21 protein-coding genes and 1 pseudogene are annotated in these 26,486 nt (G+C 39.8%); 21 read left to right on the top strand and 1 reads right to left on the bottom strand.

The genetic code is table 11. The annotated features are described in order from the left end of the window. Positions 1-90 precede the first annotated feature (90 nt). The 12 genes from ACTO1Y_RS04130 (at position 91) to ACTO1Y_RS04075 (ending at position 11,964) form a co-directional block, all read left to right on the top strand. Positions 91-1,578 (top strand): oligosaccharide flippase family protein, encoded by a 1,488-nt coding sequence (locus tag ACTO1Y_RS04130; RefSeq protein ID WP_441348451.1) that lies wholly within the window; start codon positions 91-93, stop codon positions 1,576-1,578. A 9-nt stretch (positions 1,579-1,587) separates the two neighbouring features. Beyond that, positions 1,588-2,391, top strand: coding sequence for a LicD family protein (locus tag ACTO1Y_RS04125; RefSeq protein ID WP_254726312.1), 804 nt, complete (start codon positions 1,588-1,590; stop codon positions 2,389-2,391). Next, positions 2,392-3,198 carry a LicD family protein gene (locus tag ACTO1Y_RS04120; RefSeq protein ID WP_195183746.1) on the top strand — a complete coding sequence of 269 codons (807 nt, stop codon included), beginning with the start codon at positions 2,392-2,394 and terminating at the stop codon, positions 3,196-3,198. Between the two features lie 147 nt (positions 3,199-3,345). Further along, entirely contained in the window at positions 3,346-4,083 is a 738-nt protein-coding gene (gene mecA / locus ACTO1Y_RS04115) for an adaptor protein MecA (RefSeq protein WP_006150176.1), read from the top strand. Between the two features lie 146 nt (positions 4,084-4,229). Further along, positions 4,230-4,793, top strand: a complete 564-nt coding sequence (locus ACTO1Y_RS04110) for a TIGR01440 family protein (protein ID WP_441348450.1) — start codon at positions 4,230-4,232, stop codon at positions 4,791-4,793. A 167-nt stretch (positions 4,794-4,960) separates the two neighbouring features. Continuing rightward, on the top strand, positions 4,961-5,521 hold the full coding sequence (locus ACTO1Y_RS04105; protein WP_441348449.1) for a TlpA family protein disulfide reductase: 561 nt from the start codon (positions 4,961-4,963) through the stop codon (positions 5,519-5,521). 9 nt (positions 5,522-5,530) lie between these two features. Beyond that, on the top strand, positions 5,531-6,646 hold the full coding sequence (msrB, locus tag ACTO1Y_RS04100; protein ID WP_441348448.1) for a peptide-methionine (R)-S-oxide reductase MsrB: 1,116 nt from the start codon (positions 5,531-5,533) through the stop codon (positions 6,644-6,646). A gap of 77 nt (positions 6,647-6,723) precedes the next feature. Further along, entirely contained in the window at positions 6,724-8,445 is a 1,722-nt protein-coding gene (gene pabB, locus ACTO1Y_RS04095) for an aminodeoxychorismate synthase component I (protein WP_441348447.1), read from the top strand. Continuing rightward, complete coding sequence (locus tag ACTO1Y_RS04090; RefSeq protein WP_441348446.1) at positions 8,446-9,069, top strand: alpha/beta fold hydrolase; 624 nt, start codon at positions 8,446-8,448, stop codon at positions 9,067-9,069. Positions 9,070-9,118: 49 nt separating this feature from the next. Continuing rightward, a complete protein-coding gene (locus ACTO1Y_RS04085) occupies positions 9,119-9,964 on the top strand; it encodes an excalibur calcium-binding domain-containing protein (RefSeq protein WP_441348445.1) in 846 nt (281 codons plus the stop codon). Between the two features lie 102 nt (positions 9,965-10,066). Continuing rightward, positions 10,067-11,026: an ROK family glucokinase gene (locus tag ACTO1Y_RS04080; protein WP_441348444.1), complete on the top strand. Its 960-nt coding sequence runs from the start codon at positions 10,067-10,069 to the stop codon at positions 11,024-11,026. 98 nt (positions 11,027-11,124) lie between these two features. Beyond that, on the top strand, positions 11,125-11,964 hold the full coding sequence (locus tag ACTO1Y_RS04075; RefSeq protein ID WP_441348443.1) for a thymidylate synthase: 840 nt from the start codon (positions 11,125-11,127) through the stop codon (positions 11,962-11,964). Between the two features lie 43 nt (positions 11,965-12,007). On the opposite strand, the gene ACTO1Y_RS04070 is transcribed toward ACTO1Y_RS04075, so the two are convergent. After that, positions 12,008-12,178, bottom strand: a complete 171-nt coding sequence (locus ACTO1Y_RS04070; protein ID WP_001051780.1) for a DUF3042 family protein — start codon at positions 12,176-12,178, stop codon at positions 12,008-12,010. 122 nt (positions 12,179-12,300) lie between these two features. On the opposite strand from ACTO1Y_RS04070, the gene miaA reads away from it, so the two are divergent. The 9 genes and pseudogenes from miaA to ACTO1Y_RS04025 all read left to right on the top strand — a co-directional run bounded on the left by miaA (position 12,301) and on the right by ACTO1Y_RS04025 (position 26,361). Further along, positions 12,301-13,185 (top strand): tRNA (adenosine(37)-N6)-dimethylallyltransferase MiaA, encoded by an 885-nt coding sequence (miaA, locus tag ACTO1Y_RS04065; protein ID WP_441348442.1) that lies wholly within the window; start codon positions 12,301-12,303, stop codon positions 13,183-13,185. After that, positions 13,178-14,416 carry a GTPase HflX gene (gene hflX / locus ACTO1Y_RS04060; RefSeq protein WP_441348441.1) on the top strand — a complete coding sequence of 413 codons (1,239 nt, stop codon included), beginning with the start codon at positions 13,178-13,180 and terminating at the stop codon, positions 14,414-14,416. Before miaA ends, hflX begins: the two co-directional genes overlap by 8 nt. Next, the gene (locus ACTO1Y_RS04055; RefSeq protein WP_441348440.1) at positions 14,409-15,032 is read left to right on the top strand and encodes a cystathionine beta-lyase; all 624 of its coding nucleotides are present in this window, start codon (positions 14,409-14,411) and stop codon (positions 15,030-15,032) included. The genes hflX and ACTO1Y_RS04055 overlap by 8 nt, the downstream gene beginning before the upstream one ends. 14 nt (positions 15,033-15,046) lie before the next feature. Further along, positions 15,047-15,976 (top strand): ribonuclease Z, encoded by a 930-nt coding sequence (gene rnz / locus ACTO1Y_RS04050; protein WP_441348439.1) that lies wholly within the window; start codon positions 15,047-15,049, stop codon positions 15,974-15,976. Between the two features lie 20 nt (positions 15,977-15,996). Continuing rightward, positions 15,997-16,752: an SDR family NAD(P)-dependent oxidoreductase gene (locus ACTO1Y_RS04045; protein ID WP_441348438.1), complete on the top strand. Its 756-nt coding sequence runs from the start codon at positions 15,997-15,999 to the stop codon at positions 16,750-16,752. A gap of 157 nt (positions 16,753-16,909) precedes the next feature. After that, positions 16,910-18,658: a glycoside hydrolase family 13 protein gene (locus ACTO1Y_RS04040; RefSeq protein WP_441348437.1), complete on the top strand. Its 1,749-nt coding sequence runs from the start codon at positions 16,910-16,912 to the stop codon at positions 18,656-18,658. A 15-nt stretch (positions 18,659-18,673) separates the two neighbouring features. Further along, positions 18,674-19,231 (top strand): SMI1/KNR4 family protein, encoded by a 558-nt coding sequence (locus ACTO1Y_RS04035; RefSeq protein WP_441348436.1) that lies wholly within the window; start codon positions 18,674-18,676, stop codon positions 19,229-19,231. Positions 19,232-19,488: 257 nt separating this feature from the next. Next, positions 19,489-26,256: pseudogene (locus tag ACTO1Y_RS04030) on the top strand (SIALI-17 repeat-containing surface protein); the annotation flags it as partial. Further along, positions 26,254-26,361, top strand: coding sequence for an LPXTG cell wall anchor domain-containing protein (locus ACTO1Y_RS04025; protein WP_441348618.1), 108 nt, complete (start codon positions 26,254-26,256; stop codon positions 26,359-26,361). The pseudogene ACTO1Y_RS04030 and the gene ACTO1Y_RS04025, both read left to right, overlap by 3 nt. Positions 26,362-26,486: the final 125 nt, after the last annotated feature.

The raw sequence follows: 26,486 nt of genomic DNA, 5'->3' as shown, positions 1-26,486 counted from the left end.
ACCGATCATCATCGAGTAAGAAATAGGATTTTAAGCTAAGTAGGCTTTTTAACTAAGTTTATGATATAATAAATCAACGAGGTAAATTGAATGAAAAGTATTAAGTTAAATGCCCTGGCTTATATGGGTATTCGTGTTTTAAATATCATTTTTCCAATTTTGACGGGTACTTATGTCGCGCGTGTTTTAGATCGTACAGATTATGGTTATTTTAACTCTGTCGATACTATTCTGTCTTTTTTCTTGCCTTTTGCGACCTATGGAGTCTATAGTTACGGACTTCGTGCTATTAGTAATGTAAAAGACAATAAAAGAGAACTAAATAAAGTCTTTTCAAGCCTTTTTTATTTATGTGTAGTTTGTACGATTTTAACAAGTATTGTCTATCTGTTCTCCTATCCCTTATTCTTTAATAGCAATCCTGTTATCAAAAAAATCTTTTTGGTAATGGGAGTTCAGCTGATTGCTCAAATATTCTCAATCGAATGGGTCAATGAGGCGCTTGAAAATTATAGTTTTTTATTTTATAAAACAGCTTTCATACGTGTTCTCATGCTTGTATCCATCTTTGTGTTTGTAAGAAATGAGCATGATATTGTTGTGTATACACTAATTATGAGTCTATCAACTCTCATTAATTATCTTATTAGTTATTTTTGGATTAAGAAAGATATCAAATTTGTAAAGGTTTCCTTGGGGGAATTTAAGCCTCTCTTTCTTCCTTTGACGGCCATGTTAATCTTTGCAAATGCCAATATGTTATTTACTTTCCTAGATCGTCTATTTCTGGTAAAAACTGGAGTTGATGTAAATGTCAGCTACTATACAATCGCACAACGCATTGTGACTGTCATTGCTGGTGTAGTTACAGGTGCGATTGGAGTCAGTGTCCCTCGCTTGAGCTATTATCTAGGAATCGGGAAAAAAGAAGAATATGTAAATTTGGTGAATCGAGGAAGTCGGATTTTTAACTTCTTCATCATCCCTCTTAGTTTTGGCTTGATGATTTTAGGACCCTATGCAATCCTTTTATATGGTAGTGAAAAATATATTGGTGGTGGAATCTTAACATCCCTCTTTGCATTTCGTACCATTATTCTTGCCCTAGATACGATTTTAGGATCTCAAATTCTTTTTACAAATGGATTTGAAAAAAGAATTACGGTTTATACGATATTTGCTGGTGGATTGAATTTAGTTATGGATAGTCTTCTCTATTTTAATAACATTATTACACCAGAGTATTATCTGATTACGACTATGATATCAGAAAGTTTTCTACTAATTCTTTATGTTATCTTTATTCATAAGACTAAGCTCATTAGTTTAGGACATATTTTCAAATATACTCTACGTTATTCTCTTTTCGCATCGACATTTGTTCCTATCTACTTTTTAGTTAATCTTGTTTATCCAGTTAAAATGGTTATCAACCTATCCTTCTTAATCAATATGCTGATTATTATCTTTTTATCGGCAATTAGCTATATTAGTTTACTTGTTTGGACAAAAGATAGTATCTTTTATGAATTTTTAGGACATTTTGTTTCGCTTAAAAGACGTATAAAAAAATCTTAGGAGGATTAGATGAGAAAATTAAGCATTGAAGAAGCTAAGCAGATTGAGCTTGATATTTTAGCCTATATTGACTCTTTTTGTAAGAAGCATAATATTAACTATTTTATTAATTATGGTACCTTGATTGGGGCTATCCGTCACAAAGGTTTTATTCCTTGGGATGATGATATAGACCTCTCTATGACACGAGATAACTACGAACGCTTTATCCAGTTATTTAATCAAGAGCAGTCTAAGTATAAGATTTTAGCATTAGAAACTGATGAAAGATACTATAATAATTTTATTAAGGTTGTAGATACGACAACAAAAATAGAAGATACTCGAAATACGAAAACTTATGAATCTGGAATTTTCATTGATATTTTTCCAATGGATTCTTTCAATGATCCTAAAGTTATCGATGTGTGCTATAAGTTGGAAAGCTTTAAATTATTGTCTTTCAGTAAACATAAGAATATTGTTTATGGAGATAGCAAGTTAAAAGACTTGATTCGTACCTTCTTCTGGTTTATTTTTCGTCCTATTTCTCCCCGTTATTTTGCAAGTCAAATTGAAAAGCAAATTCAAAAGTATAGAGTAAAAGATGGGAAATATATCGCTTTTATTCCTTCCAAGTTTAAGGAAAAAGAAGTTTTTGCCAAAGAAGTTTTTGAAGATTTAATTGAAGTTCCTTTTGAACATCTGATGCTTTCAGCACCGAAACAATACGATACTATTTTGAAACAGTATTATGGTGATTATATGACTCTCCCACCAAAAGAAAAACAGTTTTATAGTCACGAATTTGAAGCCTATCAATTGGAGGATTAAATGCAGTACTTAGAAAAAAATGAAATTAAAGAAATTCAACTAGGTATTCTGGACTATGTTGATGAAATTTGTAAAAAAAATGACATTCCTTATTTCCTCAGCTATGGAACCATGTTGGGAGCTGTTCGTCATAAGGGAATGATTCCTTGGGATGATGATATCGATATTTCACTGTATAGAAAAGACTATGAGCGTCTATTAAAAGCGATTGAGGAAGATAATCATCCTATTTATCGAGTTCTTTCTTACGATACTTCTTCATGGTATTTCCATAATTTTGCAGCTATTCTTGATACATCAACAGTTATTGAAGATAACGTAAAATATAAGCGTCATGATACGAGTTTGTTTATTGATGTCTTTCCAATCGATCATTTTTCAGATTTGAGCATCGTTGATAAGAGCTATAAATATGTTGCCTTGCGTCAGCTTGCCTATATCAAAAAAGAACGTGCAGTACACGGAGATAGCAAATTAAAAGATTTCCTTCGTTTGTGTATCTGGTATCCTCTTAGACTTGTTAATCCGAGATATTTCTATAAGAAAATAGATCAATTAGTTAAAAATAGTGTGACAGAAAATCCTGCATATGAAGGAGCCATTGGAGTTGGGAAAGAAAAAATGAAAGAAGTCTTTCCAGCAGGAACTTTAAAAGAACTGATTTTAACAGAGTTTGAAGGTCGGATGGTACCTATTCCAAAGAACTATGATGCTTTTCTAACACAGATGTATGGGGATTATATGACTCCGCCATCAAAAGAAATGCAGGAGTGGTATAGCCATAGTATAAAAGCCTATCGAAAATAAACATTTTATAGGCTAGATAGATGTTCTAAAGATGCTCGCTTGATTCATCAAGTGAGCATCTTTAGACTCAATTCCAACGCCATTCTTTTGATAAAATCATTTAAATCTTGTATAATAGATAGAACTGAAAGTATGAGGTTACGAACTATGAAAATGAAACAAATCAGTGATACGACTTTAAAAATCACGATGTCTCTAGAAGATTTGATGGATCGTGGAATGGAAATCGCTGACTTTCTCGTTCCACAAGAAAAAACAGAAGAGTTTTTCTATGCAATCTTGGATGAGCTAGAAATGCCAGACAGTTTTTTAGATACAGGAATGCTTAGCTTCCGAGTAACACCGAAGCCTGACAAGGTTGATGTCTTTGTAACGAAATCTAAGATTGACCAGAACTTGGATTTTGAGGATTTAGCAGATCTTCCAGATATGGATGAGTTGGCGAAAATGTCTCCAGATGAGTTTCTGAAAACATTGGAAAAAACCATGGCAGAAAAAACAAAAGAAGATATTGAAGCTATTCAATCTTTAGAACAGGTTGAAAAAGAAGAGGAAGCAGCGATTGAGGAAATTTCTGAACTTGAAGAAGGAAAAAGAGAACCTTATATCTATTACATCTTACGATTTGACGACTTAACTAGTTTGGTCTCTTTTGCAAAGACAGTCGATTACCAAATGGAGACTTCAGAACTTTACAAAATGAATGACCAATATTATCTAACAGTTTTGGTAGATGTAGAGGATCATCCAAGTCTTTATCCAGCTTGGTTATTGGCACGGATGCGCGAATTTGCGGATGATAGTGATATCAGTCGCTCAGTCCTTCAAGAATATGGACAAGTCATCATCAATCATGATGCTGTTCAAGGACTTCAAAAAGTATAACTATGTTTATAAATGAGGCAGAGAGAATTTCTCTGTCTTTTTCGATTTGAATAATATGGAACAGTCTATTGGAAGTAGGACCATGTTCCCAGCTTGATTAAATGATAAAAAAACGATATCATAGAAGGAAGTAAGCGAGGTAAAGTATGGACCAAGAACATTTACAAAAAGAGGTAGAGGAAATCCTAGAAGATGTACTGGAAAAGGCTTCTCTCCAGGAGGGAGCTCTCTTTGTTTTGGGCTTATCTTCTAGTGAGGTGATAGGAGAACACATCGGGAAGTCTTCTAGTCAAGAAATTGGAGAATTAATTGTTAAAAGAATCTTAGAAATCTTATCAGCTAGAGGAATCCACCTAGCAGTTCAAGGGTGCGAACATGTCAATCGGGCCTTGGTAGTAGAACGAGAGGTTGCAATCAAATATAATCTTGAGATTGTTAGTGTTCTTCCGACACTGAACGCTGGAGGTTCTGGCCAATTGGCTGCCTTTCGCTATATGAAAGATCCAGTTGAAGTCGAATTTATCAAAGCTGATGCAGGTCTTGATATTGGAGATACGGCTATTGGCATGCATGTCAAACATGTTCAAGTGCCGATACGTCCAGTTTTGAAATCAATCGGGCAAGCCCACGTAACTGCCCTCGCTAGTCGTCCAAAACTAATCGGAGGAGCGCGTGCACAATATCCTCAAGATTTTATAAGAAAAACATAGATAAAAAGTTGAAAGCTCTCGTCTGCTAAGCAGGTGGGAGTTTTTTGTGCCCCAAAAAGATGCCTTATTTTCCAAACAGATTTCACGTATTTTTAGGATGCTAGGTATATAATAGAACTACAAAGTAAATATCTATATTCATATGATGAGCTAGAAAGGTGATGAAGATGAAAAAATGGCAAGCAACTGTATTGGTTTGCGCTAGTCTGGTTTGTCTATCGGCTTGTAAAAATCAGACGACGAGCGAGGCTGATAAACAAAATGGAGACAAAAATGCGCAAGTTACCTCTCAGCTAGCAAAAAAAGGAGAACTAGTTCCAGACTTTGAACTCACGGGAGTTGATGGTAAAACTTATCGCCTATCGGATTACAAAGGTAAAAAGGTCTATCTCAAATTTTGGGCATCTTGGTGCTCTATTTGTCTAGCTAGCCTCCCTGATACCGATGAACTTGCAAAAGAAGCAGGCGATGACTATGTTGTCTTGACAGTGGTTTCTCCTGGTCAAAAAGGTGAGCAAGCAGAAGAAGCCTTCAAAAAATGGTATCAAGGATTGGACTATAAAAATCTTCCTGTCCTTCTTGATCCTTCGGGAAAACTCTTAGCAAGCTACGGAGTCCGTTCTTATCCGACTCAGGCCTTTATTGATAAAGAAAGAAAATTGGTGAAGACTCAATCTGGTTTTATGGACAAAGAAACTATTTTAGAGAATTTAAAGACTATGAATTAGAGGCTTATTATGAATGATAAATTAAAAACAATACTCTTAATTGGAGTGATCATTTGCATCATCATCGGAATTTTATTTCTTTTGGAAAAAAGGAGCGCAAGCTACACCGATACCTCTCAAATCGAGAAGGCAGCAGTTAGTCAAGGGCAAAAAGTCACGAAAAAAACGGAGCCAGATAAAAATGCTGACCTACATGATATCTATCTAGCTGGAGGTTGTTTCTGGGGTGTCGAAGAGTATTTTTCAAGAGTAGCAGGTGTGACAGATGCTGTTTCTGGCTATGCGAATGGCAGAGGAGAAACAACTCAGTATGAATTGATTGGCCAAACGGGGCATGCTGAGACTGTTCATGTGACCTATGATGCCAATCAAATCTCATTAAAAGAAATCTTGCTCCATTATTTCCGTATTATCAATCCAATCAGCAAGAATAAGCAGGGTAATGATGTGGGAACCCAGTATCGGACTGGTGTCTACTATAAGGACGAGCAAGACCTAGAAGTTATCAATCAAGTCTTTGATCAAGTTGCTCAGAAATACGACCAGCCTCTAGCGGTTGAAAAGGAAGCCTTAAGAAATTTTATCGTGGCTGAGGACTATCACCAAGATTATCTCCAGAAAAATCCTAATGGATATTGCCATATCAATGTCAATCAAGCAGCCTATCCTGTTATTGATGCGAGTAAATATCCAAAACCGAGTGACGATGAATTGAAAAAGCTCCTATCTCCAGAGGAGTATGCAGTGACTCAAAACGGTCAAACAGAACGTGCTTTTTCAAATCGTTACTGGGATAAATTTGAATCAGGTATTTATGTGGATGTAGCAACTGGTGAACCACTCTTTTCTTCGAAAGATAAATTTGAATCGGGTTGTGGTTGGCCAAGTTTTACCCAGCCTATCAGCCCAGATGTTGCGACCTACAAGGAAGACAAGTCTTATAATATGGTCAGAACAGAAGTCAGAAGTAGAACTGGTGATTCCCATCTAGGACATGTTTTTACAGATGGACCTCAGGACAAGGGAGGTTTACGCTATTGTATCAATAGTCTATCCATTCGCTTTATTCCTAAAGATCAGATGGAAGAAAAGGGTTATGGATATTTGTTGGATTATGTAGAGTGAGTTATATCTTAAAAGCAATCAATCATAAAAAAGCCGGATCTCCTGTTGGGGTCTGGCTTTTATGGTATACTTAGGATATGCATAGAAAAACAGTGATTGATTTTAGGGCTTTGGGTGAGCGATACACCTTTACTAAGCCTATCAAAGAGTTAAAAACCAGAGATTTAGCAGAAGTGACGGACTTATTAGCTCAAGTGGAAAGCTACCAAGAACAGGGATATTATGTGGTGGGTTATGTCAGCTATGAGGCTGCACCTGCTTTTGAGAAAAAATTAGTAGTACACTCAGGTCCCTTGTTAGGAGAGTATCTCCTCTATTTCACCGTTCATGAAAGTGTAGAAAAATCAAGTATCCCTCTGACTTATGAGGACGTAGATTTGCCGTCAAACTGGCAGGAAATCACTTCTGCAGAGGACTATGAAAAGGCTATTGACCAGATACATCATCATTTAAAACAAGGCGATACTTATCAGGTCAACTATACTGTTAAACTCGAACAGGAGTTGTCTGCCAATCCTTTTGCTATCTACAATCGCATGGTGGTTGAGCAGGAAGCGGGATACAATGCTTACATAGAGCACGACGACATGGAAGTGATTTCCATGAGTCCAGAACTCTTTTTTGAGCAAAATGGTCGTGAGTTGACCACTCGTCCTATGAAGGGGACAACTAAACGTGGTTTGAATGACTATGATGACTTGAAAGAGGCAGTTTGGTTGGAACAAGATCCCAAAAATCGCTCAGAAAACATGATGATAGTCGACCTCTTGCGCAATGATATGAATCGTCTGTCTGAGGTAGGGAGTGAGCATGTGGAACGTTTATGCCAGGTGGAACAGTATTCAACGGTTTGGCAGATGACTTCGACCATCAAGAGTCAGTTACGATCGGATGTTAATCTAGTAGAAATCTTCCGTTCTCTCTTTCCATGTGGCTCCATCACTGGGGCTCCCAAGATAGCGACCATGGAAATTATCAAGAACTTAGAACCACAAGCTAGAGGAGTCTACTGTGGGACTGTTGGTCTCTTACTTCCCAATGGACGACGAATTTTCAATGTCGCCATTCGAACCATTCAACTGCATGGAGGGCAAGCCATCTATGGAGTCGGTGGAGGCATTACATGGGATAGTACTTGGGAGTCAGAATACCGTGAAGTCCAGCAAAAGGCAGCTGTTCTTTACCGAAAACAGCCTCGTTTTCAACTAATTACGACAGGTAAAATTAGCCAGAAAAAATTACTCTTTTTAAACCAACATCTAGAAAGACTGCGAAAGGCTAGTCGTTATTTTGCCTTTCCATTTGACCTAGAAGTTTTGAGACAAAAGTTCGAGAAGGAGTGCCAGGCTTGTGACCTTCATCAAGACTACCGTTTGCGAATCAGTCTCAACAAGTCTGGAAAGATAGAAATCAATCGACAAGTATTAACACCACTTAGCTCTATCTTCTGTAAAGCCAAACTTTGTCTACAGGGAGCTGATTTACAGCAGGCCTTTACCTACTTTAAAACCACACACCGACCACATTTGACAATGGGAAATCAGGAAATCATCTATCACACTGTTGATGGAAAATTGCTTGAAACCTCTATTGGGAATCTGGTCTTAAAAATGGATGGCAAGCTCTATACACCTCCTAGTCAGCTAGGCCTGTTACCAGGAATTTATCGTCAGCATTTACTTGAAAGCGAGCAGGTAGAAGAGAAGGTCTTTACCATAGAAGATTTGGCACAAGCAGAAGCTATCTATGGCTGCAATGCAGTTAGGGGCTTGTATGAGTTGTCAGTAAAGGAGCACTAAATGAAACTAATATTTTTACACGGTTTGGGACAGTCGGCAGATAGTTGGAAAGAAGTTCAGGATTTGCTGATAGATTATCCCTCTGAAGCACTGGACTTATTTCCTGCAGGAGTTGGGACCTATCAAGAAGCCAAGGAACGCATTTATCAGCACTTATCAATGGGAACAGAACCTTTTGTCCTAGTCGGTTTGTCTTTAGGGGCTGCACTTGCATTGGAGCTTTCAAGTTTTGAGATACCAAATCTTCAGGCCTTAATTTTATCAGGTTGTCCATTGAAACTAGCGGGAAATATCCCTTTTTATATTCAATCTCTGATATTTAAACTACTCCCAAAAAGGATATTTGAGAAGCAGGGAGCAGACAAATCGCTTTTAGTTGGAGTATCTGAAGAATTAAAAACACTTGATTTAAGAGAGATTGCAAAGAATTGTTCCTATCCCACTTTGTTAATCTGTGGTAGTCAGGATAAGCCTAATCTAAAGTCTATGAAAGGTCTGCAACAACTGATTCCAAATTCTCAGATTCAGATTATTCCTGATGGACCTCATGTTCTGAATAGGGCCAAACCAAAAGAGTTTGCAGAAATAACTAGAAGTTTTCTTGAATTGCTGAAACAAGTTTGATAAAATAATATTGAGATTGATATTGATATTATAATTTTAGGAGAAAATTATGAACAAACGTCATTTATTAAAACTAGGCCTAGTTTCTTTACCTGTCCTTGCTCTGTTTTTACAACCTGTTGTGGCAGATGAAAGTATCCATTTTTCGAGCTGTAAGGAAGCTTGGGAGAATGGATATGCAGATATTCATAAGGGAGAACCAGGTTATTCTGCTACTCTGGATAAGGATCATGATGGAATCGCTTGTGAATCTAAGAATGCACCAAAGGGAGTGTTAAAAGAGAAAAAGACAAGTGCATCTCAAGCTAATAATAGTGTATCACCTGATAGTGCAGCACCTACCCCTAGTGTAGCAGCTGTAAGTGGCTGGGTTCGTCAGAATGGATCTTGGTACTATTTTTCTGAAAATGGGAAACCAGTAACAAATACTTGGCAGGGTGCTTACTACCTCAAATCAGATGGAAGAATGGCTGAGAATGAGTGGGTATACGATAACTATTACCAAGCTTGGTATTACCTCAAATCAGATGGTTCTTATGCACGCAATACTTGGCAAGGAAGTTACTATCTCAAATCAGATGGTAAGATGGCTCAGGGTGAATGGATTTATGATTCTTACTACAAAGCCTGGTATTACCTCAAATCAGATGGATCTTATGCGCATAATGCTTGGCAAGGTGCATACTACCTCAAGTCAAATGGTAAAATGGCTCAGAGTGAGTGGGTTTATGATTCTTCTTACCAATCTTGGTACTATTTAAAATCAGATGGATCTTATGCTCGTAATGCATGGCAAGGAAACTACTACCTCAAATCAGATGGTAAAATGGCAAAAAATGAGCGAGTTGATGGCGGACGCTACTATGTAGACGCCTCTGGTTTGTGGAAACCATAGAATAGAAAAAATTTGGGAAATCAATGCAAACCTTTGCACTGATTGGCAGATTTTGTTATACTAGTACTGTAAGCATTTTCAATTGATAATAAGGAGAAAAAGATGAGTCAAAAGATTATTGGGATTGACCTTGGTGGGACATCTATCAAGTTTGCTATTTTAACGCTGGAAGGAGAAATCCAAGAAAAATGGTCTATCAAGACTAACATTTTGGATGAAGGAAGCCATATCGTAGACGATATGATTGAATCGATTCAATACCGTTTGGGCTTGCTTGGATTGTCTGCTGCAGATTTTCGTGGAATTGGTATGGGTTCACCTGGTGTTGTTGACCGTGAAAAAGGAACTGTTATCGGTGCCTATAACCTCAACTGGAAAACTCTTCAACCAATCAAAGAAAAAATGGAAAAAGCCTTGGGTATTCCATTCTTTATCGACAATGACGCCAACGTAGCTGCTCTTGGTGAGCGTTGGATGGGTGCTGGTGAAAACCAACCAGACGTTGTCTTTATGACACTTGGTACAGGTGTTGGTGGCGGTATCGTGGCAGAAGGGAAATTGCTCCACGGTGTTGCTGGTGCTGCAGGTGAACTTGGACATATCACAGTTGACTTTGACCAACCAATCGCATGTACGTGTGGTAAAAAAGGCTGTCTTGAGACAGTAGCTTCAGCTACAGGGATTGTTAACTTGACTCGTCGTTATGCAGATGAGTACGAAGGCGATGCGGAATTGAAACGCTTGATTGATGACGGAGAAGAAGTAACAGCTAAAACTGTCTTTGATTTGGCAAAAGAAGGGGACGACCTTGCTTTGATCGTTTACCGCAACTTCTCACGTTACTTGGGTATTGCATGTGCCAATATTGGTTCTATCCTAAACCCATCAACTATCGTTATCGGTGGAGGAGTATCAGCTGCAGGAGACTTCCTTCTTCAAGGCGTGCAAAAGGTTTATGACGAAAATACCTTCCCACAAGTTCGCACAACCACTAAATTGGCTCTTGCGACTCTAGGAAATGACGCTGGAGTTATCGGAGCAGCATCTCTTGTCTTGCAATAAGAATTAAAAGGAGAAAATCACTATCTTTAAGCGAGTGATTTTCCTCCTTTCTTTTTTTATGCTATACTAGTTAAGAATAAAAGTTGAGGTAAGGGTAAATGACAAAAGCAGATAAGATTTTTAAAGAAAATATTGAGCGAATTCTCAATGAAGGCGTCTTTTCAGAACAAGCTCGTCCAAAGTATAAGGATGGCACTGTGGCCAATTCTAAGTACGTAACGGGTGCTTTTGCGGAGTATGATTTGTCTAAGGGTGAATTTCCAATCACGACCTTGCGTCCCATTGCTATCAAATCAGCTATCAAGGAAGTGCTTTGGATCTACCAAGACCAGTCAAATAGTCTAGAAGTTCTCAATGACAAGTACAATGTTTACTACTGGAATGATTGGGAAGTGGGAGACACAGGTACTATTGGGGAGCGTTATGGGGCTGTGGTTAAGAAGCACGACATCATCAATAAAATCCTCAAACAGTTGGAATCCAATCCTTGGAACCGTCGCAATATCATCTCTCTCTGGGATTATCAGGCCTTTGAGGAGACAGATGGCCTCCTTCCATGTGCCTTTCAGACCATGTTTGATGTCCGTCGTGTGGATGGGGAAATCTATCTAGATGCGACCTTGACCCAGCGTTCTAATGATATGCTGGTAGCTCACCACATCAATGCCATGCAGTATGTGGCTCTTCAAATGATGATTGCCAAACACTTTGGTTGGAAAGTTGGAAAATTCTTCTACTTTATCAACAATCTTCATATCTATGACAATCAATTTGAACAAGCTCAGGAATTGCTCCGTCGTCAACCTTCAAATTGTCACCCCCGTTTGGTCTTAAATGTACCAGACAAGACAAATTTCTTTGATATTAAAGCAGAAGATTTTGAGTTGGTTGACTACGATCCAGTGAAACCGCAGTTGAAGTTTGACCTAGCTATTTAAGAACAAAAAAAGAAGTTGGAAAAAACAACTTCTTTTTTGTTTATTAACGTGATACGCGACGGCGAGCTGCTTTTTTACGGTTTTCTTCAATGAAAGCTGCTTTTTGTTCTTCTGGTTCAATCACTTTCTTTTTGAATGCGTATACTGCACCTGCAACAGCAGCAACAGTTCCTGCAACACCTGTTACGAGACCTTTAGCAAATCCTTTAGCCATTAGTCTTCCTCCTTTAATTTATATATCAGGCAGAATTAGCTCAAGAAATAGCATTTTTCTGCCTGTCCATTTTGTGATATAATAATAGTAACGAAAAAATGGGAATTTTTCAAGGAAAAACGATGAAAAACAAAATAATTGTGATTGTTGGTCCAACAGCTGTTGGAAAGACTGCACTTGCCATTGAAGTTGCTCAGCGATTTAATGGAGAAGTAGTTAGTGGAGATAGCCAACAAGTCTACCGAGGCCTAGATATTGGGACTGCCAAGGCTAGTCCGGAGGAGCAGGCAACTGTCCCTCATCATTTGATTGATGTGAGAGATGTAACCGAGTCTTACTCGGCTTTTGATTTTGTTTCAGAAGCCAAGGTAGCCATCGAGGATATTCAAAGTCGTGGTAAACTTGCTATTATTGCTGGTGGGACAGGTCTTTATATCCAGAGTCTGCTAGAAGGATATCATTTAGGTGGGGAGACACCACATGAGGACATTTTAGCTTATCGTGCTAGTCTAGAGCCTTTTTCAGATGAGGAGTTAGCCCAGCTCCTAGAGCAAGCAGGCCTTGAAATTCCCCAATTTAATCGTCGTCGTGCCATGCGTGCCTTGGAAATTGCCCATTTTGGTCAAGATTTGGAAAATCAGGAGAGCCCTTATGAAGCTCTGATTATTTGTCTGGATGATGAGCGTAGTCAACTCTATGAACGGATTAACCATCGTGTGGACTTGATGTTTGAGGCTGGATTATTGGATGAAGCCAAGTGGTTGTTTGAGCATTATCCAGATGTGCAGGCTGCTAAAGGGATTGGCTACAAGGAACTTTTTCCTTATTTTAGAGGGGAGCAAAGTTTGGAGGAGGCTAGTGATAGTCTCAAGCAGGCGACTCGTCGTTTTGCCAAGCGTCAGTTGACCTGGTTCCGTAACCGCATGCAGGTAACCTTTTATCAGATTGGAGAATCTGGTGTGAAAGAGCGTATTTTCAGCCAGATTGAGGAGTTTTTAGATGATTGAAACGGAGAAAAAAGAAGAGCGTGTCCTGCTGATTGGTGTTGAACTCCAGGGCATGGATAATTTTGACCTTTCCATGGAAGAACTGGCTAGTTTGGCTAAAACGGCAGGGGCAGTTGTAGTCGATAGTTACAGACAAAAACGTGAAAAATACGATTCCAAGACCTTCGTCGGTTCTGGTAAGTTGGAAGAAATTGCTCAAATGGTGGACGCAGAGGAAATCACGACAGTCATTGTCAACAACCGTCTGACACCTCGTCAAAATGTCAATTTAGAAGAAGTTCTAGGGGTCAAGGTTATTGACCGTATGCAGTTGATTTTGGATATCTTTGCCATGCGAGCTCGAAGCCATGAAGGGAAACTTCAAGTTCATTTGGCTCAGCTCAAGTATCTCTTGCCTCGTCTAGTTGGTCAAGGAATAATGCTTAGCCGTCAGGCAGGGGGAATTGGCTCCCGTGGTCCAGGTGAGAGTCAGTTGGAGCTTAATCGTCGTAGTGTTCGCAATCAGATCACAGATATTGAGCGTCAACTCAAAGTCGTTAAGAAAAATCGGGCGACAGTTCGAGAAAAACGTTTGGAGTCAAGCACCTTCAAGATTGGTTTGATTGGCTACACCAATGCTGGGAAATCAACTATCATGAACACCTTGACCAGTAAGACCCAGTATGAGGCGGATGAGCTCTTTGCGACTCTGGATGCGACAACTAAGAGCATTCATCTGGAGGGCAATCTTCAGGTTACCTTGACTGACACCGTTGGGTTTATTCAAGATTTGCCGACAGAGTTGGTGTCTAGTTTCAAGTCGACCTTGGAAGAAAGCAAGCATGTAGATCTTCTGGTTCATGTTATTGATGCCAGCAATCCTTACCATGAGGAACATGAAAAAACAGTCCTGTCTATCATGAAAGATTTGGATATGGAGGATATTCCTCGTTTGACCCTTTATAATAAAGCGGATTTGGTGGAGGATTTCACGCCGACTCAAACGCCTTATGCATTGATTTCTGCCAAGTCTGAGAATAGCCGCGAACAGTTGCAGGCTTTGTTGTTAGATAAGATCAAGGACATTTTTGAACCCTTTACTTTGCGCGTTCCTTTTTCTAAGTCTTACAAGATTCATGATTTAGAAAGTGTCGCTATCCTAGAAGAACGTGATTACCAAGATGACGGCGAAGTCATCAGAGGCTACATTTCTGAGAAAAATAAATGGAGATTAGAAGAATTTTATGACTGATATCAAAACTTTAGCACTCAAGTATGGTGGCTATACAAGTCTAGACAAGGTCTATTTGGACCAGCTTCTAGCTGGTAGGTCTGAAGAGGAGCAGCTAGCTCTCATCACTCCTCCACCAAGTGTGGTCAATGCTTACTTTGCAGAACTCTACCAGAAAAAGAGTCCTCAAGCTGCGACAGATTATTTTGCAGAAGTAAGTCAGGAGCTGAATCTATACAATGTTGAGCCAAGTTTCACGGAAGAAAGCAAACCCTTTATTCGCCTCAATCTATCAGGCAAATCTTTTGGATTTTGCTATGAGAGAGAAGGCCTTGGTCGCATTTTTTCAGAAGTTGAGGAAGTCATCACTGCTGACTTACTTTTTGAGATTGCGCAAATTTTTCCTCATCAGCTCGTCTTTGAGGAGTCTGGTAAGATTTACTTGAAGGCTGTCGGAGAAGAGGATGTTGTTAAAGTCGAAAATCTTACAGCTTTGACAGATTTGGAAAGTTTGGCAGGTGGTCGCAAGCGTCTCAAAGGATACAGCCAAGAGGACTTGCTACAAGAAGCTAAATCTTTCTCTGGCAAGTTTTATTACCGCTCAGAAAACCGCACCGCTATGTTATATTTTGATTAATTAGAAAGTATCGAATGGATATTCAATTTTTAGGAACGGGGGCTGGTCAGCCCTCTAAAGCCCGCAACGTTTCAAGTCTCGCTCTGAAACTCTTGGACGAGATTAACGAAGTTTGGCTTTTTGACTGTGGAGAAGGAACGCAAAATCGCATTCTGGAAACTACAATTCGACCACGTAAGGTCAGCAAAATCTTTATCACCCACTTGCACGGAGACCATATTTTTGGATTGCCAGGTTTTCTTTCTAGTCGTGCCTTTCAAGCCAATGAAGAGCAAACAGATTTGGAAATCTATGGTCCCCAAGGCATCAAATCTTTTGTCTTGACCAGCCTACGAGTGTCAGGTTCACGCCTTCCCTATAAGATTCATTTCCATGAATTTGACCAAGCTTCTCTAGGGAAGATTCTTGAAACAGATAAATTTACAGTATATGCGGAAGAGTTGGATCACACTATTTTCTGTGTGGGCTACCGTGTCATTCAAAAGGACCTAGAAGGCACTCTGGATGCTGAGAAGCTCAAGGCTGCTGGTGTACCTTTTGGACCACTCTTTGGAAAAATCAAAAACGGTCAGGATGTCATCCTAGAAGACGGCACCGAGATCAAGGCAGAAGACTATATCTCAGCCCCACGCCCTGGTAAGATTATCACTATCTTGGGTGATACTCGAAAAACGGATGCTAGTGTGCGTCTTGGTGTCAATGCGGATGTTCTTGTCCATGAGTCTACTTATGGCAAGGGAGACGAGAAGATTGCTCGCAATCACGGCCACTCAACCAATATGCAGGCTGCACAGGTTGCAATAGAAGCAGGAGCCAAACGACTCTTGCTCAACCATATCAGTGCTCGCTTCCTTTCAAAAGATATTAGCCAGCTTAAGAAAGATGCGGCAACGATTTTTGAAAATGTCCATGTAGTTAAAGATTTGGAAGAAGTGGAAATCTAGAAGATTGAGAAAGGAAAAGTATGCGTACTGTTCTCATAACAGGAGCTAGCGGAGGTCTAGCTCAAGAAATGGTCAAACTCTTACCAGATGACCAACTCATCTTACTCGGCAGAAATAAGGAAAAACTAGCTCAACTATACGGAAATCATCCACATGCAGAATTGATTGGGATTGACATTACCGATGCTCAAGTTATAGAAAGCCTAGTAGCTGAACTTTACGAACGATATGGAAAGATTGATGTTTTGATTAATAACGCAGGATATGGGATTTTTGAGGATTTCGATAAGATTTCTAATCAAGATATTCATCAGATGTTTGAGGTTAACACCTTTGCTTTGATGAATCTGTCTCGTTTGGTTGCTTCTCGTATGAAGGAAATCCGAAAAGGACATATCATCAATATCGTCAGTCTGGCAGGTTTGATAGCAACTGGCAAGTCTAGTCTATACTCTGCGACCAAGTTTGCGGCCATTGGTTTTTCAAATGCTCTTCGCCTAGAGCTCAAGCCCTATGGTGTCTATGTGACGACTGTTAATCCAGGACCTATCCGTACAGGGTTTTTTGACCAGGCTGACCCAGATGGGACCTATCTTAAGTCCGTTGACCGTTTCCTACTCGAGCCAGATGCAGTAGCTAAAAAAATTGTTAAGACCATAGGCAAAAACAAACGCGAGCTCAATCTCCCAGCCTTGCTAAATTTAGCCCATAAATTTTATACTCTCTTTCCTAAGTTAGCAGATAAGTTAGCTGGGGAGACTTTTAATTATAAGTAAAATCTCACTCACACCTCAAAAGTTAGTCTAAAAAACTGGCTCTTGGGGTGTTTTTTGTGAAATTTGACCAAGTATTGCAAATCAATTCTTAAAGTAGTATACTAGAAATATCGTTTATGAAAACGTTTGCGTTTTTATTGATTATAGGAGACAAGACATGGAATTAACAGCCATTTATCATAGACCAGAATCAGAGTATGCTTATCTTTATAAAGAAAATCAGTTGCATATCCGAATCAGAACAAAGAAAGATGATATTCAAAAGGTCATTTTGTATTATGGTGATCCCTTTATTTTCATTGAGGATAAGTATGAAGCCAAGAAGGAAATGACAAAAGTAACCTCAGATGCTTTATTTGATTATTGGCAGGTTACAGTGTCTGTTGATTTTGCACGGATTCAGTATCTCTTTGAACTTCTTGATACAGAAGACCAGGTTGTCTACTATGGTGATAAGGGTTGTGTAGAATATACTCAAGAAAACTTGGATGCTGATGGAAATGGCTTTAAACTTCCTTACATTCACGAAATCGATGGTTGCCAGGTTCCTAGTTGGGTTTCAGAAGCTGTGTGGTATCAGATTTTTCCTGAACGCTTTGCCAATGGAAATCCTGACCTAACTCCAGATGGAGCTAGAGAGTGGTATGCAGAGATTTCCCCGGGTAGAGATGACTTTTTTGGTGGAGATTTGCAAGGAATTATCGACCATCTGGACTATCTCAAAGACCTAGGAATCACTGGGCTCTATCTCTGTCCGATTTTTGAAGCTACAACTAATCACAAATATGATACCACGGATTATTTTGAGATTGACCGTCACTTTGGAGACAAGGAAGTCTTTCGTAATCTAGTAGAGGAAGCTCATAAACGTGGCATTAAGATCATGCTTGATGCGGTGTTTAACCATATCGGTTATCAGTCGGCTCAGTGGCAAGATGTTCTGAAGAATGGAGAAAAGTCAGCTTATAAGGATTGGTTCCATATTCAAGAATTTCCAATTACTGAGGATAAACTGAAGAAGCCAAAAGAACTACCGTATCATACCTTTGCCTTTGCTAGCTATATGCCTAAGTTAAATACAGCCAATCCGGAAGTTAAAGAATTTCTTTTAAGTGTTGCGACCTATTGGATTGAGAATTTTGATATTGATGCTTGGCGCTTGGACGTTGCCAATGAAATTGACCACCAGTTCTGGAGAGATTTCAGAAAGGCAGTTCTGGCTAAAAAGCCTGATTTGTATATTTTAGGTGAAATCTGGCACACGTCTCAACCTTGGCTAAAAGGGGATGAGTTTCATGCAGTTATGAACTACCCTCTTTCTGAAAGTATCAAAGACTATTTCTTGCGTCAGCATAAAAAGACAGATCAGTTTATTTCAGAAATCAACAGCCAGTCTATGTACTACAAGCAACAAATTGCTGAAGTGATGTTTAACCTTCTGGATTCTCATGATACAGAGCGCATCCTCACAACTGCCAATGGGAATATCCAGCATGTTAAGGCTGCCCTAACCTTCCTCTTCCTTCAGCGAGGAACTCCATGTATCTATTATGGAACAGAGCTGGCACTAAAAGGTGGACCAGACCCTGACTGCCGTCGTGTCATGCCTTGGGACCGCGTGTCTGAGGACAATGATATGCTGAATTTCATGAAGAAATTAATCCAAGTCCGTAAGGAAGTTGCAAGCATTATTCAGCATGGTTCATATAGCTTGCAAGAAGTGAAACCAGATGTTATTGTCTTGGAATGGACCTACGAACGAAAAGAAGTTCAAGCTATCTTTAATCAGTCTAAGGAAAATTTTGTCTTGGACAGAGATTCAGTTGATTTGTCTAGTCATTGTCAGGTTAAGGAGGGACAACAAATCATCTTACCAGATGGATTTGTGGTTTATATTTCTGAGTAAAAAAGGATTAAAATAATGGCGCTCAAGGAAGTTTATGATTATTTTCGTCACTATGATAAGGACACTTATCAAGTTGTCGCCTGTATGGGCAATGAACCATCGGAAGAAGATGTTCAGGATTTTGAAACTCAATATGGCATTTCTCTGCCAGAAGATTTTAGAGAATTCACCATGTCAGCTCTTGGAGGCCTCTTTATGGAAGTCAGAGAAGAGCTATGGCCAAGAGCCAAGACATATGACGTAGCTCCTTTTTGGACCTTCTGCCGAGGTATTAAGGTCTTGGGAATTGCAAATGGCATCCCAGACTTCTTAGACATTCGAATTAAAACCAAGGAATTACATGATTTAGGATTTGTTGATTATATTCCATTTCTGTCTATAATTGGTGATGGAGATGTAATTTTCTGCTTTGATAAGGACAATCATATAGTAGCTCTAGATTGGTATAACAGTGGAGAAACGGAAGAGCTTGAATGTGATTTTTCAGGACTTTTACTCCAGCAAATTGCAGAGTTAGAAATGCGTAAAAATGAGATGCTCAAGATGTTAAAAGAAAAGAAGGATAATCAGTAATCGAAGGTAAATTCAGAATAGTTTTTCAGTAACAGCTGTTTCTATAAGTGAAACAGCTGTTTTGACGTATTTTTCTAAATGCACATTTTAAAATTTAAGCTTTTCTACAAATTATAGAAAAATAAATCAAAAGTATGATTTTTATAGGGATTCTATTGAAGTATCTTATGTTATTTAATAAAATAGAAATAATAAAAACAAAAAAAGTATAACGTTTTCACAAAAAATAGAAGCGGTTCCTTAATAAGGAGAAGCCTATGGGAAAAGATCATTGGAATCGAAAAAGAGTCTATAGCATCCGTAAATTTACGGTCGGGACATGCTCAGTGCTTATCGGAACATGCGCTATTTTATTTGGAACCAATCTAGCTGGTGAAAGTACTGTATCTGCAGATGAAACACCAGTTGCTGTTGTTGCAGAAAATATAGATAAGGAAACCACTAAGGAAGATGCTGTAGAATCAAAAGCTTCTGAACAACCTGTAACAACAGAAACTGTTACCAGTGAAGCAGTAGAAACCAATCATGAAGGAGAGAAAAAAGAGGAGGCTCCAACTAATGAGGTTACTTCTGAGAATAAAGAAAATTCTGATGTAGAGAAGCAAGCTCCAGCTGTGACTCAGGATCAATCTGCTCAAACAGAAAAACCAGAGCTCAAACCTGCAACTAATGATGAGGTAAAACAGTTGATTGAGGATAGAAAAGTAGAATTTAACCAAAACTGGCATTTTAAACTCAATGCCAATGCAAAAGACGCTATCAAACCAGATGCCGATGTATCAAGCTGGAAGAAATTAGACCTTCCTCATGACTGGAGTATTTACAATGACTTCGACCATGATTCTCCTGCCCAAAATGAGGGTGGACAACTTAATGGTGGTGATGCTTGGTATCGCAAGACCTTTAAACTCGATGAAGAAGACCTCAATAAGAATGTTCGTATCACCTTTGATGGGGTTTATATGGATTCTCAGGTCTATGTCAATGGCCAGCTAGTTGGTCACTATCCAAATGGTTATAACCAATTCTCATATGACATTACTGACTATCTCAATAAAGACGGTCGCGAAAATGTCGTCGCAGTCCATGCCATTAATAAACAACCAAGTAGTCGTTGGTATTCAGGAAGTGGTATTTACCGTGATGTTAACCTTCAAGTTACAGATAAGGTCCATGCTGAAAAGAATGGAACAACCATCTTAACACCAGACCTTGAGAAACAACAGAATGGCAAGGTTGATACTCATGTAACAAGTAAGATTGTCAACACAGATGACAAAGATCATGAAATTCTTGCTGAATACCAAATTATTGAACGTAACGGTCAAGCTGTAACAGACTTGGTTCGTACAGATAGCCAAGTCTTGAAAGCACATCAATCAACAAGCTTAAATGCTATTTTACAAGTTGAAAAACCAAAACTCTGGACAGTTCTTAATGATAAACCAGCCCTTTATGAATTAGTGACTCGTGTTTATCGTGATGGTCAATTGGTCGATGCTAAGAAGGACTTGTTTGGTTACCGTTATTATAACTGGACACCAAATGAAGGCTTCTCTTTGAATGGTGAACGCATTAAATTCCATGGAGTTTCTCTTCACCACGACCACGGAGCTCTAGGGGCTGAAGAAAACTATAAGGCAGAATACCGTCGCCTGAAACAGATGAAGGATATGGGTGTGAACTCTATCCGTACAACCCACAACCCAGCTAGTGAGCAAACTTTGCAGATTGCTGCAGAACTAGGTTTGTTGGTCCAAGAAGAAGCCTTTGACACTTGGTATGGTGGTAAGAAACAATATGACTACGGACGTTTCTTTGACAAAGACGCCACTCACCCAGATGCTAAGAAGGGCGAAAAGTGGTCTGATTTTGACCTTCGTACCATGGTCGAAAGAGGCAAAAATAACCCTGCTATCGTTATGTGGTCAATCGGTAATGAAATCGGTGAAGCAGACGGGAAAGCTCGTTCTTTAGCAACTGTTAAACGCTTGGTTCAAGTTATTAAGGCTGTTGATAAGACACGCTATGTCACTATGGGAGCAGACAAGTTCCGCTTTGGTGATGGTAGTGGTGACCATGAAAAGATTGCCAATGAACTTGACGCGGTTGGATTTAACTATTCAGAAGACAACTACAAGAAACTTCGTGCAAAACATCCAAATTGGTTGATTTACGGATCTGAAACGTCTTCAGCTACTCGTACACGTGGAAGTTATTTCCGCCCAGAACGTGAATTGGTACATAGCAATCAAGCTTACCGTAATTACGAACAATCAGACTACGGTAATGACCGTGTTGGTTGGGGTAAAACAGCTACTGCATCTTGGACTTTTGACCGTGACAATGCAGGCTATGCAGGTCAGTTCATCTGGACAGGTACGGACTATATCGGTGAACCTACTCCATGGCATAACCAAAACCAAACTCCAGTTAAGAGTTCTTACTTTGGTATCGTAGATACAGCTGGTATTCCAAAGAATGATTACTACTTGTACCAAAGCCAATGGGTTTCTGCTGAGAAGAAACCAATGGTTCACTTGCTTCCTCACTGGAACTGGGAAAATCCTACTCTAAAAGCGAATGTAGCGGATGCAGATGGTAACATTCCAGTCCGTGCCTATTCTAACGCTACAAGTGTAGAACTATATTTGAATGGTGAAACTCTAGGCAAGAAGACATTTACTAAAAAACAAACAAGCGATGGACGCACTTACCAAGAAGGTGCCAACGCTAATGAACTTTACCTTGAATGGAAGGTTGCTTTTGAAGCTGGTACTTTGGAAGCAGTAGCTCGTGACGAAGCTGGGAATATTGTTGCTCATGATAAGATTGTGACTGCTGGAGAACCTGCAGGAGTTCGTTTGGTCAAGGAAGAAAATGCTATCGCAGCTGATGGAAAAGACCTTACTTATATCTATTACGAAATTGTTGACAGTAAAGGTAACGTAGTTCCTACAGCCAATAACCTTGTTCGCTTCCAGTTACATGGTCAAGGTCAGATTGTTGGGGTGGACAATGGGGAACAAGCCAGCCGTGAACGTTACAAAGAACAAGCAGATGGCTCTTGGATTCGCAAAGCTTTTAATGGTAAGGGTGTTGTGATTGTTAAATCAACTGAGCAAGCAGGTAAATTCACCTTGACTGCTCACTCTGATTTCTTGAAATCTGGTCAAATAACCATTTTCACAGGTAAGAAAGACCAAGAGGAAAAGACTGTTTTAGGTACAGAGGTTCCTAAAGTTCGTACAGTAATCGGTCAAGCTGCGAAAATGCCTTCAAAAGTAGGATTTATCTACAGTGATGGCAGTCGTGCAAAACTTCCAGTAGAATGGTCAGCAGTTGATGTCAACCAACCTGGTATTTTTACTGTTAAAGGTGTGGCAGACGGCCGTGACGTCGAAGCGCGTGTTGAAGTCTTGGCTCTTCAAACAGAATTGCCTGTAGTTAAGAGAATTGCACCAACTACAGATCTAAGTACGGTTGATCCATCTGTTACCTATGTTTTGTCAGATGGTACTGTAGGAAGCTATGACGTTGATAAGTGGGAAGTTGCAGCTGAAGATCAAGCTAAACTAGCTATCCCAGGTTCTCGCATTCAGGTTAAAGGAATTTCAGGTGATGATGAAATCACAGCTACATTCGTAGTTGCCGAAGGTCAACCTGATGGTCCAGTAGTACCGACTGTAACAGTAGCAGACCAAGCAGTAGAAGGTCTCTCAACTGACCAACCAGTTCTATACCATAAACTTGCTTATGGAACTGCTTTACCTGAAGTCAAAGCTTTAGCTGAAAATGCTCAAGTAACAGTTATTCAAGCTAACGAAGCAAATGGTATGCGTGCAAGCATTTATGTTCAACCAAATGATGGTGAGCCACTTCAAACTTATGCTATCCAATTCTTACAAGAGGCTCCTCAGATTGAACGTTTGAGCCTAGAGGTCGAAAATGCAGCTACTCTGAAAGAAGACCAAACAGTTGGCATCAAGGTAGCGGCACACTATCAAGATGGTACTCAGGCTATCTTAAAAGCTGACAAAGTGGCTTTTTCAACTACAGGTGAAGGAGATGTAGCAGTTCGTAAAGGTATGCTTGAATTGCACAAACCTGGTCAAGTAACTCTGAAAGCTCAATTTGAAGGAGCAGAAGGTCAGATTGACTTGAACATCCAAGCAAATACCGAAGATAAAGTCGTCCAAGCTATTCGCCCAGTCAGCGTAGTAACAGGTTTGAACCAAGAGGCAAGTCTACCTGCTACCGTAACTGTTGAATATGACAAAGGATTTCCAAAGGTTCACAAGGTTACTTGGCAAGCAGTTCCTAAGGAAGACCTTGCTAAGTATCATAGCTTTGATGTCTTAGGTAAAGTTGAAGGAATTGCAGACGAAGCTCATGCTAAAGTTTCTGTGGAAGGTATCATTGCAGTCGAAGAAGTGACTACAACAACTCCAGTTTCAGAAGCTCCTCAATTACCAGAAAGCGTCCGTACTTACCACTCAAATGGCCAAGTATCTTCAGCTAAGGTAACTTGGGACGTAATTGACCCAAGCCAATATGCAAATGAAGGCAACTTTACAGTGACAGGGTACGTGGAAGGGACTCAATTACCAACAAAACTTCATGTTCGTGTGTCTGCTCAGACAGAAACTGGTGCAAACATTTCTGACCAGTGGACAGGTTCAGAGTTACCACTTGCCTTTGCATCAGACTCAAATCCAAGTGACTCAGTAGCAAATGTCAATGACAAACTAATCTCATTTAATGATCAACCAGCTAACCGCTGGACAAACTGGAAACGTACAAGTGAAGCATCAGTCGGAATTCTCTTTGGAGATTCTGGTATCCTGTCTAAACGTTCGGTTGACAACCTCAATGTTGCTTTCCACGAAGACCACGGTGTTGGTGCACCTAAGTCTTATGTCATCGAATACTATGTAGGTACAGATGTTCCAACAGTTCCTAAGAATCCAAGCTTTGTAGCTAGTGAAGACCACGTCTTTAACGATGATAAAAACTGGAAACAAGTAACGAATCTTAAAGCTCCAGATCAAGTGAGAGCTGGAGAAATGACTTACTTTAGCTTTGATAAAGTCAACACTTATGCGGTTCGTATCCGTATGGTTAGACCAGATGGTAAATGGGGCACTTCTATTACAGAAATTCAAATCTTCTCTAAACAAGTAGCTGCAGCTAAGAAAGTTCAAGCGCAAATTCAAGTAGATGGAAAAGATTTACCGAACTTTAACCCTGGCTTGACTGACTATTATCTAGAAGCTAAAGAAGACCAATCACCAACTGTAACAGCAAGTGTATCAGATAATGGTATTGCTACAGTAATTCCAAGCGTTCGTGAAGGGGATCCAGTTCGAGTTGTCGTTAAGGCTGAAAACGGTGATATCCTAGGTGAATACCGCCTACACTTCACAAATGATAAAGATTTGCTCGCGAGTAAACCTGTTACTGTTGCCAAATCATCTCGCTTGGTTGCTAAAGGACAAACCCTTGAGTTACCTACGAAAGTCCCTGTTTACTTCACAGGTAAAGATGGCTATGAAGTCAAAGACTTGGCTGTTGACTGGGAAGCAGTGCCTTCAGAAAATCTAACAAAAGCAGGTGAATTTACAGTTCATGGTCGCGTTTTGGGTACTGATTTAACTGCTGAAGTAGCTGTTCGTGTAACGGATAAACTCGGTGAAAATCTATCAGACAACCCTGACTTTGATGACGATAGCAACCGTTCATTTGCTTCAGCAACCAACGATATTGATTCAAGTTCACGTGACCGTGTAGACTATGTCAATGATGGCTCAGACGACGAAAGTCGTCGTTGGACTAACTGGTCTCCAAACCCATCAGATAATCCAGAAGTTTCAGTAGGTGTTATCTTTAAGGAAGCTGGTAAGATTGTTGAACGCACAGTAGCTGAAGGAAGCATTCGATTCTTCTCAGATGGTGGAACAGACGCACCTTCCAAACTAGTTCTAGAACGCTACGTTGGTCCAAACTTTGATGCACCAGAATATTATTCTAACTATCAACCATACGATCCGGAACATCCATTCAATACACCTTCTAACTGGGAAAAAGTTGAATACCGTGCAGATCAAGAAATTGAAGCCGGAACCGATATCCATGTCACCTTCGAACCTGTTAAAACCAAAGCTATGAGATGGCGTATGGATAGAAAAGCTGATAAGAAGGGTGTTGCAATCACTGAAATGACCTTCATTGCCCCAAGTGAAGCGCCAAAAGACAATACAGCTTCTAAACTTCTAGTAGATGGTAGAGAGCTTGCTGACTTCTCTGAAGCTCGCAAGGACTATCAAGTAACCTATAGTGGAAACCGTCCTAAAGTAACTGTTGAAGCTAGTGAAAACGTAGCGGCAACAGTTGTCGATAGTGGGGATGACAAACTCCCAGTCTTGGTACGTCTCGTTTCAGAAAGTGGTAAACACGTTAAGGAATACCGTATCCAATTGACTAAAGCAGATGCTGAAAGTGCTAAGACAGAACCAGCTGTACACGAAGTTCCAGAGTTCACAGGCGGTGTGAATGGCGAAGAACCAGCTGTATACGAAGTTCCAGAATACACTGGAGGCGTGAATGGAGTTGAAGCAGCAGTTCACGAAGTACCAGAACATACTTTAGGAGCGAAAGTAGTCGAACCAGCAGTTCACGAAGTTCCAGAATACACTGGTGGAGTGAATGCGGTAGAAGCAGCAGTCAATGAAGTTCCAGAATACACTGGCGGTGTGAATGCAGTAGAAGCAGCAGTTCACGAAGTTCCAAAATACACTAGTCAGGTAAATGGAGTAGAAGGTGTTACTCATGATGTTCCACACTTCAAAGGTAGCATTCATGGTAGAGAAAAAGCTGCACACCAAGTTCTAGAATTTACTGGAAGTGTGAATGGTTCAGCCCCAACTACCTGTGAAACTCCAGCATACAGAGATGAGCAATCACAAGTAGCTCTAGTTATGTCACAAGACAAGACCTATCAAGCGCCTGCAAGTCGTCAAAATATCCTCCCTGAAACAGGTACTAAAGATAATGCAACCCTTGCAACAGCAGGTGTTGTAGGAGCACTTCTTGGTATGTTTGCTATGGGAAAGAAAAAAGAAGACGAATAAGATGATGTAAAAACATCTAAGTCATAGAGATTGGTTCAAAAGACTAATCTCGACAATAAAAAGCGGACAAAGCTAGTTCCTTAATGATAGGACTAATATTTGTCCGCTTTTTTATGTTTCTTCGT

Origin of the sequence: Streptococcus sp. V728, from assembly GCF_052077995.1 — a bacterium.
Lineage (GTDB): Bacteria > Bacillota > Bacilli > Lactobacillales > Streptococcaceae > Streptococcus > Streptococcus infantis_B.
The sequence above is the reverse complement of the archived record's forward strand: the minus strand, read 5'-3'. Positions and strand labels throughout refer to the sequence as shown.